This window comes from Parapedobacter sp. 2B3 (genome assembly GCF_041925275.1).
GTDB lineage: Bacteria > Bacteroidota > Bacteroidia > Sphingobacteriales > Sphingobacteriaceae > Parapedobacter > Parapedobacter pyrenivorans_A.
On the sequence record NZ_JBHEUZ010000008.1, the window covers coordinates 183,383 to 195,951 of the forward strand.

Sequence of the window (12,569 nt, forward strand, 5' to 3'; positions counted from 1 at the left end):
TAAAAAATTAAAAAAAATCAAATATTTCCCGAAATAATTACTAATTTAGCAAATTAAATACAGCTAACTAAATAGGATGACGGATATATTGACACGACCGGAGGGGCTTTACCAACCTGATTTTGAGCACGATGCGTGCGGGGTAGGTTTTGTAGCTAACATCAAAGGCAACAAAACGCATACCCAGGTGCGGGATGCGTTGACAATGTTGGAAAACATGGAACACAGGGGGGCCTGTGGCTGCGATCCGGAAAGTGGGGACGGTGCGGGAATCATGCTTCAACTCCCCCACGAGTTTCTTTGGGAAGAATGCATATCTTTGGGCATCCAGCTAAGCGAACCCGGCTATTACGGCACCGGGATGGCTTTTTTGCCGAAAGACACCGACGCGAACGAACAATGTAGGCAAATTATCCGGCAGGCAACGGAGGAACGCGGAATGGAGTTCCTTGGATTCCGGTCCGTACCGGTAAACCCCGAAGGGATCGGCAGCACGGCATTGAGCGTGGAGCCGGATATTGTTCAGTTTTTTGTATCCCGCCCCGAAGGGGTGGGCACAACGGCAGATTTCGAACGGAAACTGTTTGTACTGCGGCGGCTTATCACCAAAAAAGCACAGGAAACACCGGGCTTTGCCAAAGACCTCTATATTGCTTCGCTTTCGTGCAAAGTGATAGTTTACAAGGGCCAGCTTACCACCTATCAGGTGGGCACGTATTTTCCGGACCTTTCGGATGAACGCGTAACTTCTGCGTTCGGATTGGTCCATTCCCGGTTTTCCACCAATACGTTTCCTTCGTGGCAATTGGCACAACCCTTCCGTATGCTTGCACACAACGGAGAAATCAATACACTAACCGGAAACCTCAATTGGTTTTATGCGGGGCTCCGCTCGTTGTCTTCTCCCTATTTCACGGAAGAAGAAATGCAGATTTTACTGCCCGTGGTAGACGGCCACCAATCGGACTCGGCTTGTTTGGACAATGTGGCGGAACTCCTGCTGCACAGTGGCCGTAGCGTGGCCCATGCCATGCTGATGATGGTGCCCGAAGCGTGGGATGGGAACACGCAGATGGATCCGCTCAAAAAGGCGTTTTACGAGTATCATGCCACGTTGATGGAACCGTGGGATGGCCCCGCTGCACTGTGCTTCACCGATGGCACCACCATCGGCGCCATGCTCGATCGCAACGGATTACGGCCGCTACGTTTTGCCATCACGTCTGACGACCGCGTCATCGTAGCATCGGAAGCTGGCGCTCTCCCTGTAGACGAACGTACCATCATAAAGAAGGGCCGCCAACAACCAGGCAAGATTTTCCTGATTGATATGGAGAAAGGTGAAATCCTTTCGGACGACCAGGTAAAGGGTGAGCTATCCGCACGCCAGCCGTATGAGGATTGGCTACACCAATATAAAATCCGGATGGATGAACTCGCGGAACCACGGGTCACCTTTACTTATCTTTCCAAAGAGTCGGTATTCAAATTCCAGCAGATATTCGGCTATTCGCGGGAAGATGTGGAACACATCATTACACCGATGGCATTGGATGGCAAAGAGCCTATCGGCTCGATGGGTACCGATGTCCCTTTGGCCGTGCTTTCCAACCACCCGCAGCACCTATCAAGTTACTTCAAGCAATTCTTTGCACAGGTAACCAACCCACCTATCGATCCGATCCGGGAACGGCTGGTAATGAGCCTCGCCACGTTCATCGGCAATGCCGGGAACATCCTGGATGAAAATAAGATGCATTGCCACTGTGTGGCATTGGAGCATCCGATCATAACCAGCCGGGAACTCGAAAAGCTGCGCAGCATCGATACCGGCATATTCCAGGCCAAAACCCTGCAATGCTATTTCAATGCCAACGGCAAGCCGGGTGCATTGAAAGACGGGTTGGATCGCTTGTGCCGGTACGCCGAAGATGCAGTGCGTGACGGATTTGAAGTGATTATCCTCTCGGATCGTGCTATCGACTCACAACATGCGGCCATCCCGTCACTGCTAGCGGTTTCCGCGGTGCACCACCACCTGATCAAAACAGGCCATCGAGGAGCGGTAGGTTTGGTGGTTGAGGGCGGTGACGTATGGGAGGTACACCATTTCGCATGCCTCTTGGCATTCGGTGCCACGGCTATCAACCCGTATATGGCGTTGGCGACCGTCCGCACGCTTAAGGAACAAAAATTACTGGATACCACGCTGACCTGGCCACAACTGGCCAAGAATTACGTGAAGGCCGTATGCGGCGGACTGCTCAAAATCTTTTCCAAGATGGGCATCTCCACCCTGCAGTCATACCACGGTGCCCAGATATTCGAAGTGTTGGGCATCAACAAAGAGGTCGTAGACCTTTATTTCTGTGGTGCCGTATCCCGCATCGGCGGATTGGATCTTGATGATATCGCACGCGAGGTATTGAGCAAACACCACCGTGGTTTTACCAGTACGCGCAATGCGAAAAACCTGCTGACCGAAGGGGGCATATACCAATGGAAAAGGCGGGGTGAGGCACACCTCTTCAACCCGCAGACCGTCCATCTGCTTCAGCACGCCTGCCGTACAGGCGATTACGAAACATACAAGAAGTATGCGGCCCACATCAACGACCAGCGGGAGCGACGGTACACGATACGCGGCCTGCTCGATTTCGCGCGGCATCGCTCGTCCATCAGCATTGATGAAGTGGAACCGGCGGAAAACATCATGAGGCGCTTCGCTACGGGTGCGATGTCTTTCGGCTCGATATCACACGAGGCACACAGCACGCTGGCCATCGCGATGAACCGCATCGGCGGAAAGAGCAACACGGGCGAAGGTGGGGAGGACGAAATGCGTTACATCCCACTCCCCAATGGCGATTCGATGCGGTCGGCCATCAAACAGGTTGCATCGGGTCGTTTCGGGGTGACATCCAACTACCTCACACAGGCCGACGAGCTCCAGATAAAGATGGCCCAGGGAGCAAAACCTGGAGAGGGGGGGCAACTGCCCGGCCATAAAGTAGATTCATGGATCGCCAAGGTAAGGCACTCCACCCCGGGTGTGGGGTTGATTTCCCCCCCACCCCACCACGATATCTATTCGATCGAGGATTTGGCCCAATTGATTTTCGACCTGAAAAACGCCAACCGGGAAGCGCGCATCAACGTGAAGCTCGTATCAAAGGCTGGTGTGGGAACCATTGCCGCCGGTGTTGCGAAAGCCCATGCCGACGTGATCCTCATCGCAGGCTACGACGGCGGGACCGGGGCGTCGCCTATCAGCTCGATCAAGCATGCTGGGCTACCATGGGAACTGGGCCTTGCTGAGAGCCATCAAACCCTGGTAAAAAACGGCCTTCGCAGCCGGGTGGTATTGCAGACTGACGGGCAGCTCAAAACAGGCAGGGATATTGCCATTGCGACACTGCTGGGGGCCGAAGAATGGGGCGTAGCCACCGCAGCTTTGGTTGCCGGGGGATGCATCATGATGCGCAAATGCCACCTGAATACGTGTCCGGTAGGTGTGGCCACGCAAGATCCCGAACTGCGCAAACTTTTCACCGGGAAACCGGACGACATTGTCAACCTGTTCCGGTTTTTGGCGGAAGAGCTTCGTGAGATTATGGCCGAATTGGGATTCCGTACCATCAACGAAATGGTGGGCCGGGCGCAATTCCTTAAAAAACGGGAAAACACCGAACATTGGAAAATCAACAAACTGGACCTTTCGCGTATCCTGCATGTGGCTCATAGCCGCTCGGGTGACACCCTCTACCAAACGGAACAACAGGATCACGGGTTGGACATGATTTTGGATTGGGGCTTGGTGAAACAAGCACGGAAAGCCTTGGATAGCAAGACGCCGGTATTTGGTACATTCAACGTGAAAAACACGGATCGGACGATCGGCACCCTGCTTTCCAATGAGGTCTCAAAGGTATACGGGGGCGAAGGGTTGCCCGACAACACGATCAACTACAAATTTATCGGTTCGGCAGGACAGAGTTTCGGCGCATTCGCCGCTAAGGGATTGTCATTTGAATTGGAAGGCGAAGCAAATGACTACGTGGGCAAGGGGCTTTCCGGTGCCCAGTTGGCCATATACCCCCACCAGGACAGCCCACGGGTACCGCATGAACACATCATCATCGGCAATGTGGCGCTCTACGGAGCCACGTCGGGGCACCTTTTCGTTTGTGGCCAAGCCGGGGAGCGATTTGCTGTGCGCAATTCGGGAGCAACTGCCGTGGTAGAAGGCGTGGGCGACCACGGTTGCGAGTACATGACCGGCGGACGGGCACTGATACTGGGTGCTACCGGACGTAACTTCGCTGCCGGCATGAGCGGTGGGATTGCGTGGGTATATGACGTGGAAGGCACCTTCAGGGACAACTGCAATACGGAGATGGTTGACCTCGATCCACTGGAAACAGAAGATGAAACAGTGATCATCGCATTGCTCAAACGGCACATCCACCTCACGGGAAGCAAACGCGCTTCGGAGATTTTAAAGAACTGGAAAACAGAAAAGGCTTGTTTCATCAAAGTATTCCCGCGTGAATACAAGAACGTGTTACGGTCAACATTAGTAGAAGCATAAACGTCATAAACAACATGGGAAAACCAACCGGATTTAAGGAGTTTGAGCGGGTGCTTCCGAAGAAGGACACTGTCGCCGACCGTAAAAAAACATACAATGAATTTGTACACGCCTACAGCGACGAGCAGTTGAATAACCAGGCCGCTCGGTGCATGAATTGTGGCATCCCATTCTGCCACTCAGGCTGCCCGTTGGGCAACGTTATCCCCGAATTCAATGATGCGGTGTACGACGGCAGGTGGGAAGACGCTTACCAGATATTGACATCCACCAATAATTTCCCGGAGTTTACCGGGCGCATTTGCCCGGCCCCGTGTGAGTCGGCCTGCGTACTGGGAATCAACCGCCCGCCAGTGGCCATTGAGGAAATTGAAAAACACATCATCGAAATCGCATTCAAGCGGGAATTTATCAAAGCACGGCCGGTACACCTGAAGACCGGGAAACGGGTGGCCGTGGTGGGCAGTGGCCCAGCCGGGCTCGCCGCGGCTGCGCAACTCATTAAGGTGGGCCATGAGGTGACCGTGTATGAACGGGATGATAAACCGGGCGGATTGCTCCGTTATGGCATCCCTGATTTCAAGCTGGATAAATGGGTGATAGACAGGCGTATAAAACTGATGGAGGAAGAAGGCGTAGTGTTTAGGTGCAATGCCGAGGTGGGCAGCAATGTGCCAGCAACCGAACTACAAGCTTATGACGCGGTCGTACTGGCGGGTGGATCGACCATACCCCGCAACTTGAACATCCCCGGACGGGAGTTCAATGGCGTACACTTCGCCATGGAGTTTCTCAAGCAACAAAATAAGCGGGTGGGCAACTCACCGTTCGCTGAAAAGGACATCCTGGCATCGGGCAAAAATGTCCTTGTCATCGGCGGTGGCGATACCGGTTCGGACTGCGTGGGCACGTCAAATCGTCACGGTGCCAAATCGGTAACGCAATTCGAGCTGATGCCGCAGCCACCTAAAGAGCGCACGGCGGCAATGCCCTGGCCCAATTACCCCATGTTGCTGAAAACCACCACCTCGCACGAAGAAGGATGCGAACGCGAGTGGGGTATCGGCACAAAAGCATTCGTGGGGGACGAAAATGGCAACCTCAAGGGCGTGCGCATCGTCGACCTTGCGTGGGAACAGGACCATTTAGGCCGGCCGGTCAAATTCACCGAAGTGGAAGGGTCCGAACGGGAGTTGCCGTGCGAGCTCGTACTGCTGGCAATGGGTTTCCTGCATCCACAGCATGAGGGTTTATTGCAGCAATTGGGCGTAGAACTTGACGGCCGTGGCAACGTACAAGCAGTAGAAGGCGACTATCAAACTTCTGTTGGCCGGGTTTTCACGGCCGGCGATATGCGCCGCGGCCAGTCGCTTGTGGTTTGGGCGATATCCGAAGGCCGCGAATGCGCACGGAAAGTAGACGAATACCTCATGGGGTATTCCGAGCTGGAAAGCAAAGATGCCGTATTTGACTACGCTTAGGCAATAGGTTCCTGTCGCTTCTTTGTAAGCCGGAATTTCAGTATCGGATATAAAAAAACCGCACAGAAAATAATCAGGGCGCCGGCATAGAAGCCGGCGCTCATTTTTTCGCGTTGGCCGAAAAACAGCCAAGCCAATAGAATGCCATAGATGGGTTCCAAATTGCTGGCGAGCGCCACGCGGAATGCACTGATTTCTTTCATCACGGAGATAGCTGCAACGTATGCCCCCGCTGTGCAGAGTGTACCCAACATCATCAAATAACCGAAATCCCTTCCTTCAATCCCCATCGTATCCCCATACCCACCGATTAGCAATATAAAAGCGGAAACCCATATCCACGCACCCAGCATCTCATAGAAGCTGATGACGGCAGCACCACTTTGTTTGACCAGCTTGGAATTGATGGTACCGAAAAGCGCTGCAGCCAATGCAGCAAACAATCCCAATACGATACCACGGATATAATCACTCTCGAACCTGAAAATGAGATAAATACCGATAATGATCAGTAGGCCGATGAAGACATCAACCTTTGACGTGCGCCGACGATAAAACAACGGCTCGATGATGGCCGTAAACAAGGTAACAGACGAAAGGCACACCAACGTGACCGAGACCGTCGACACCTTTATCGACTCAAAAAAAAGCACCCAATGCAGTCCAACAAGGCCGCCGGTTAAGAAAAAATGGATGAATTGCCGTCGACTCACCATAAACGACTGTCTTTTAAGGCAAAAGTAGGCGGCCAACGAAACCGCCGCAATCAATACCCGGTACCAGACCAACGGTACGGCCGAAATGGATATCAAATTACCTAGTATACCCGTAAACCCCCACACAACGACCGTGCTATGCAAGATAAATAGATTGCGACCGGGTACGAGGCTTCCCATGGGGGCTGGCTGGTTAAAGATATTACTTCGGTGCTTTATGCAACAGGTAGACAGCGAGCAGCCCAAAGATGACGTTTGGAATGAAGACCGCAATCAGTGGTGCCAGCCCCCCTTTGAGAGAAAACATCGTGGCGAACTGGATGAATACAATATACGTAAAGCTCAGGGCAATACCGATCCCCAAGCTCAACCCAATCCCGCCCCTCACTTTCTTTGACGATAGCGCTACCCCCATGATGGTAAGCACATAGGCTGCCAATGGTGTAACGAACCGCTTATACTTCTCCAACAGCAAATCGGTCATCATCCCCGTCCCTCTCGTCTCTTCCTTCTCAATGCGGGCATTCAGTTCATTCATATTCATCGCTGTGAAGATATTGTCATACACTTCAAAATCGCGTGGCGTCATGTCCAAAACGGTGTCCATGCTCGATCCCTTAATCATCTCTTCTTTCAGGGAGTCGATTATGCGGATGGTGTAATTTTCGATACGCCAATTGTTTTTCACGGAGTCCCACGTAATACGATCGGCCATCAATTTCTCAGTCATTTCGCCCTCGTCAAATTTTTCCAGTGTAAAATTGTAACCCACTTTACGGTTGTTGTCGAAATTATCGATATAGACATAGCTATCGCCATCGATCTGCATATGGGTCGAGCTTTTGCTATTATTCGTCACGGGCTTTACATAAACACGTTCAAACCCTACTTTCAACTTGTTGGTACGGGGGATAATATACACACTGAAAACAAAGTTAAGCGCAAAGATGATCGTCGCTGCCACCACATATGGCCTGATGAAACGGTTGAAACTCATACCTCCGCTCAGAATCGGCACAATTTCGGTCTGATCAGCCATCTTCGCGGTAAAGAAGATAACAGCGATGAAATTGATCAAGGGCGAAAGCATGTTGAGGTAAAACGGCACGAATCCGGCATAATATTCGAATACGATTTTCGACAACGGTGCCTCATGCTTCATGAAGTCATCCAACCGCTCGGAGACATCGAATACCACCGCTACAACGGTAAAGATAGCCATGGTAAACAAAAAGGTACTCAGGTACTTACCGATAATATAGCGGTCTATGGTATTTAAATAAGGTATGTGCAACCGCTTCATAATTTTTCTCCCAATTGCTTGGTCATCTTATTCTTCCATTCGCGGAAGTCGCCCGCCAGGATATGGGTGCGTGCCTCGCGGACCAGCCACAGGTAAAAATGGAGGTTATGCAGCGATGCAATCTGGGCGCCCAGGATTTCCTGCGACCGGATGAGGTGCCGTAGGTACGCCTTGGTATACATCCGGTCCGCCAGCAGGTCGCTCTCCGCATCTATCGGTGTAAAGTCTGCCTCCCATTTTTTGTTCTTGATATTGATGATGCCGTTTTTTGTAAACAGCATGCCGTTGCGCGCATTCCGCGTAGGCATCACGCAGTCGAACATATCGATACCGAGGGCAATGTTTTCGAGGATATTGACAGGCGTACCCACCCCCATCAGGTAGCGGGGCTTTTCGGTGGGGAGGATATCACAAACCACTTCGGTCATGGCATACATCTCTTCCGCCGGCTCACCCACGGAAAGTCCCCCGATGGCATTTCCGTCGCGACCGAAAGCAGCAATGGTTTCGGCCGACTTTTCGCGCAGGTCGCGATACACCGACCCCTGCACAATGGGAAAGAGGGTCTGCTCGTAACCGTATAACGGCTCCGTTTCGTCAAACCGATCGCAGCACCGTTTCAACCAACGGTGCGTCATATCGAGGGAGCGCCGCGCGTAATGGTAGTCGCAGGGGTAAGGCGTGCACTCATCAAATGCCATGATGATATCGGCGCCGATAATCCGTTGGGTATCCATTACGTTTTCAGGCGTAAAAAGGTGCTTGGAACCGTCGATGTGCGACCGGAAGGTGACGCCTTCTTCCTTAATCTTGCGTACTTCGGTGAGTGAATACACCTGGTAGCCGCCACTATCGGTCAGTATCGGCTTTTCCCATCCATTGAAGCCATGGAGGCCACCAGCTTTTTGCATGGTATCCAGTCCCGGGCGCAGGTAAAGGTGGTAGGTGTTGCCGAGGATGATCTGTGCCCCGATATCGTTCACCAATTCATGCTGGTGCACCGCCTTTACGGTGCCCGCCGTCCCCACCGGCATAAAGATGGGAGTTTCAATGGGCCCGTGTGCGGTTTCGATGAGACCGGCACGTGCCTTGGATTGGCTATCTGTCGCGTGGAGCGTAAATTTCATTCGGACGCAAAAATAGCGAAATTTACGTGAATAGGCGTCCCCGACTTTTCCTGATCCCGGCTCCGGTGAAAACATAGCACATGCCGTCTGTTTTCCCGCTCAACCCCCGTGTGCCTCATCGCTCAGAAGCTTACGATCATCGGGCACAAGACAATACGGCATCATGCCGGAACACTATTGTTATACCCCGACACAAGTTTGTCCCTAGCCGACCGAATATCGTTTGGAGTTACCACAACACTGGTTGAAGTCGACATAAACCTATGTTAACCGAAGACAATCTTGTGTTGAGTGGAGACAACCTTGTGTTGATTGGAGACAAAGTTGTTCCGACTAGAAACAAAGTTGTGGCGATAAGAGACAGGGTTGTGTTGACTCGACATAGACTTATGTTGACTTGAAACAACACTGTTCCGACTTGACACAGCCCTGTATCGATAAGAGACAACGTTGTGTTGACTCGACATAGACTTGTGTTGACTTGAAACAACACTGTTACGACTTGACACAGCCCTGTATCGATATGAGACAAGGTCGTGTTGACTGAAGACAACGTTATATTGACTGAAGATAACGTTATGCTGACTTGAAACAACACTGTTACGACTTGACACAAACTTATGTTGGCGAGCGACAACCTTGTTCCGACAAAACACAGCCCTATGTCGAACCGGAAATTAGACACCTTCCCTTTCTTCTTTCCAAATTAACGTACTATATTTCCTCTATAAAAGCAGTCTCTCAGCGGCAGAGGAGAGATCGATAACGGCGTAAGCCCTCATGAGCGCCTGAAAAGCAGATGTCTAGGCGAATAAAGTTGCTTTTTTATTTATCGCAATTATAATTGCTTGTTAAAGCAACTTTATCTAAGTTTGACCACATATATGGATTTATTCAGCCAAACAACCGGGATCATCCCCCTCCTATTGATAGGTGCATGTGGTGTCCTGCTGGTTTTTCAACTGTACTTCCTCCTGTCGGTATACCGCCGACTGGCGTTCTATAAACTCCCCGTCGTCGGGGAAAAACCGGCTGAACGCCCCCTGTCGGTGATCATCTGCGCGCGCAATGAAGAAGACAACTTACGGGAGAACCTACCGAAAATCCTCAACCAGGACTACCCTCGGTTTGAAGTCATCTTGGTCAACGATTTCTCCGAGGATGAAACGAAATGGCTGCTCAAAGAACTGTGTACGCAGTACGATCATTTGAAAGTGGTTGAAATCGCGGAGCATGTTCGCCTCAAGCACGGCAAGAAATTCGCCGTGACATTGGGCATCAAAGCTGCCCAATATGAACACCTCGTATTCACGGATGCCGATTGTGTGCCGCAATCGGATCAATGGCTCAAACAGATGGCCGGTGCTTTCGAAGGTGGCGAAGAAATCATATTGGGATATTCTCCGTACACAAGAAAACCCGGACTCCTGAACGCATTGATCCGCTTTGAGACCTTCCATACAGCCATGAGTTACCTATCTTATGCCCTCAACGGAAACGCTTATATGGGTGTGGGCCGCAACCTCGGCTATACGAAGAGCTTGTTTTTCCGGGGAAAGGGCTTTGCCGCGCACATGCATATCCCATCGGGTGACGATGACCTCTTCGTTAACCAGAATGCCACACCGGATAACACGGCCATCTGCATCGAACCTGAGGCGCATGTATGGAGTGAACCTAAGACTACGTTTTCGGCGTATATCCAACAGAAAACACGGCATGCCGGGGCCTCGAAGGCTTACCGGCCGCGGCATCGGCGGATGCTGGCTACGCAACTGGTCAGCGCGTTTCTTTTCTATGTGCTGGTGCTCCTGTCACTGATCTTATATCCATCGTATTGGCACGTCATCGCAGGCATGTATGTATTACGGTTAATGGTACAATTGGTTATCTATATACCAGCCATGAAAAAACTGCAGGTGAAAGGACTGATAGGGTGGTTGCCGTTCCTGGATGTCTTTTACTATGTGTATATATGCATCAACGGGTTCTTCGCCTTGTATAAGAAAGACGTGCGGTGGAAGTAGTTGACGCAACAGGGTTTTTAAGTGTGCTAATCGGATGGATTACGGATTGATGATTTGAAATTGTAACGATGTTAGTCCCTAGTGCTGAAATCATTTACCATTATTTCCCCAAGCTTTCGGAAAAGCAACAGGGGCAGTACCGGCAATTGGGTGAGTTGTATCCGGAGTGGAATGCGCAAATCAACGTGGTATCACGTAAGGATATCGACAAGCTCTACCTTCACCATGTGTTGCATTCGCTGGGAATTGCAAAATTCACCAATTTCGTGCCCGGCACGCGCATATTGGATGTGGGCACTGGTGGTGGCTTCCCCGGCATACCGCTGGCTATTCTATTCCCCGAGGCCCAATTCCACCTTGTAGACTCTATCGGGAAGAAAATCAAGGTGGTCCGGGCCGTAGCGGAAGCACTTGCCCTGAAAAACGTGGAGGCTGACCATATCCGCGCCGAACAACTCGATGAAAAATACGATTTCGTGGTATCGCGTGCAGTTACCCGGCTGGCCGATTTCTATCCATGGGTAGCGAATAAGTTTCTGAAAAAGCACCAAAACGCCATTTCCAATGGCATCCTGTACCTAAAGGGGGGCGATTTAGCCGAAGAGTTGAAAGAAGCCAGGCTCCGTACCGAAGTATATGCACTTTCCGACTACTTTGAGGAGGATTTTTTCGAAACCAAACAGGTGGTTTACGTCCCGGTATAGGCGTCATCATTGCTTCACAAATGGAATAAGTTTTACCGTCACCAGTAACTGCCCGACATGGCGCTGTGTGTGTTCGGCCGCATGGAACAATAGCCCGATCAACGTCGTCGGTATCCGTTTTCTGCCAAGGTAGCGTGCATCGGTCAGCGATGTTTCGTCCGTCGCCTGCAACTGAGCCACGGCTGCGTCCACCTGCTCGCTGAACGCATGAACCAAATCGACCGAACGGATGTGCTGCGCTTCCTGCCCCTCCGCACGGAGGTTCTCAAACTGCCGTTCAGACAGCGGGTTTCCCAGCGCATAGGTAAATAACCGATCCACCACGCCCGTGATATGCTGCAAATGGAACCCCACGGAGGCGCGGCCTCCGGGCTTCATCCACAGAAAAGCATCATCAAAACCATCCATGTACCGCGCCACTTCTTCCCTAGCCTGAAGTAAAGCATGGGCTACGGGTTGCAACAGTGGCGGCACACCAGGTACCGGGCCGCGCATCCAGACTTCGGGTTGGGGTGTTTGTTGTTCAGACATCTTACAAATGTAACGGACACGCCCCATTTTAACAACCCGAAAAGATGAACGATTTTCGTACGATCGAATTTGCGGTAATTTATTATATT

8 protein-coding genes are annotated in these 12,569 nt (G+C 51.5%); 4 read left to right on the forward strand and 4 right to left on the reverse strand.

Translation table 11 applies throughout. The features are described 5' to 3' along the window. Positions 1-76: 76 nt before the first annotated feature. Positions 77-4,591, forward strand: coding sequence for a glutamate synthase large subunit (gene gltB / locus ACEVG1_RS11135; protein ID WP_374743743.1), 4,515 nt, complete (start codon positions 77-79; stop codon positions 4,589-4,591). A gap of 14 nt (positions 4,592-4,605) precedes the next feature. Beyond that, entirely contained in the window at positions 4,606-6,072 is a 1,467-nt protein-coding gene (locus ACEVG1_RS11140; RefSeq protein WP_374743744.1) for a glutamate synthase subunit beta, read from the forward strand. On the opposite strand, the gene ACEVG1_RS11145 is transcribed toward ACEVG1_RS11140, so the two are convergent. Genes ACEVG1_RS11145 through tgt form a run of 3 tightly spaced genes read right to left on the reverse strand, consistent with a single transcriptional unit; the run spans position 6,069 to position 9,218 of the window. Next, positions 6,069-6,968, reverse strand: a complete 900-nt coding sequence (locus tag ACEVG1_RS11145) for a DMT family transporter (protein WP_374743745.1) — start codon at positions 6,966-6,968, stop codon at positions 6,069-6,071. The two genes, ACEVG1_RS11140 and ACEVG1_RS11145, sit on opposite strands and share 4 nt — an antisense overlap. Before the next feature lie 22 nt (positions 6,969-6,990). Then, on the reverse strand, positions 6,991-8,091 hold the full coding sequence (locus ACEVG1_RS11150; RefSeq protein ID WP_374743746.1) for an LptF/LptG family permease: 1,101 nt from the start codon (positions 8,089-8,091) through the stop codon (positions 6,991-6,993). Beyond that, positions 8,088-9,218: a tRNA guanosine(34) transglycosylase Tgt gene (gene tgt / locus ACEVG1_RS11155; RefSeq protein ID WP_374743747.1), complete on the reverse strand. Its 1,131-nt coding sequence runs from the start codon at positions 9,216-9,218 to the stop codon at positions 8,088-8,090. The genes ACEVG1_RS11150 and tgt overlap by 4 nt, the downstream gene beginning before the upstream one ends. 884 nt (positions 9,219-10,102) lie before the next feature. On the opposite strand from tgt, the gene ACEVG1_RS11160 reads away from it, so the two are divergent. Next, positions 10,103-11,245, forward strand: coding sequence for a glycosyltransferase (locus tag ACEVG1_RS11160; protein ID WP_374743748.1), 1,143 nt, complete (start codon positions 10,103-10,105; stop codon positions 11,243-11,245). A gap of 68 nt (positions 11,246-11,313) precedes the next feature. Further along, positions 11,314-11,949 carry a 16S rRNA (guanine(527)-N(7))-methyltransferase RsmG gene (gene rsmG / locus ACEVG1_RS11165; RefSeq protein WP_374743749.1) on the forward strand — a complete coding sequence of 212 codons (636 nt, stop codon included), beginning with the start codon at positions 11,314-11,316 and terminating at the stop codon, positions 11,947-11,949. Positions 11,950-11,955: 6 nt separating this feature from the next. Here the strand turns inward: rsmG and ACEVG1_RS11170 are convergent, their stop codons facing one another. Then, positions 11,956-12,480, reverse strand: a complete 525-nt coding sequence (locus ACEVG1_RS11170) for a DinB family protein (RefSeq protein ID WP_374743750.1) — start codon at positions 12,478-12,480, stop codon at positions 11,956-11,958. Positions 12,481-12,569 lie beyond the last annotated feature (89 nt).

Excerpts from the sequence above, each read along its gene's own strand:
- gltB (WP_374743743.1), top strand. The coding sequence starts at position 77 with ATGACGGATATATTGACACGACCGGAGGGGCTTTACCAACCTGATTTT.
- ACEVG1_RS11140 (WP_374743744.1), top strand. The coding sequence starts at position 4,606 with ATGGGAAAACCAACCGGATTTAAGGAGTTTGAGCGGGTGCTTCCGAAG.
- ACEVG1_RS11145 (WP_374743745.1), bottom strand. The coding sequence starts at position 6,968 with ATGGGAAGCCTCGTACCCGGTCGCAATCTATTTATCTTGCATAGCACG.
- ACEVG1_RS11150 (WP_374743746.1), bottom strand. The coding sequence starts at position 8,091 with ATGAAGCGGTTGCACATACCTTATTTAAATACCATAGACCGCTATATT.
- tgt (WP_374743747.1), bottom strand. The coding sequence starts at position 9,218 with ATGAAATTTACGCTCCACGCGACAGATAGCCAATCCAAGGCACGTGCC.
- ACEVG1_RS11160 (WP_374743748.1), top strand. The coding sequence starts at position 10,103 with ATGGATTTATTCAGCCAAACAACCGGGATCATCCCCCTCCTATTGATA.
- rsmG (WP_374743749.1), top strand. The coding sequence starts at position 11,314 with ATGTTAGTCCCTAGTGCTGAAATCATTTACCATTATTTCCCCAAGCTT.
- ACEVG1_RS11170 (WP_374743750.1), bottom strand. The coding sequence starts at position 12,480 with ATGTCTGAACAACAAACACCCCAACCCGAAGTCTGGATGCGCGGCCCG.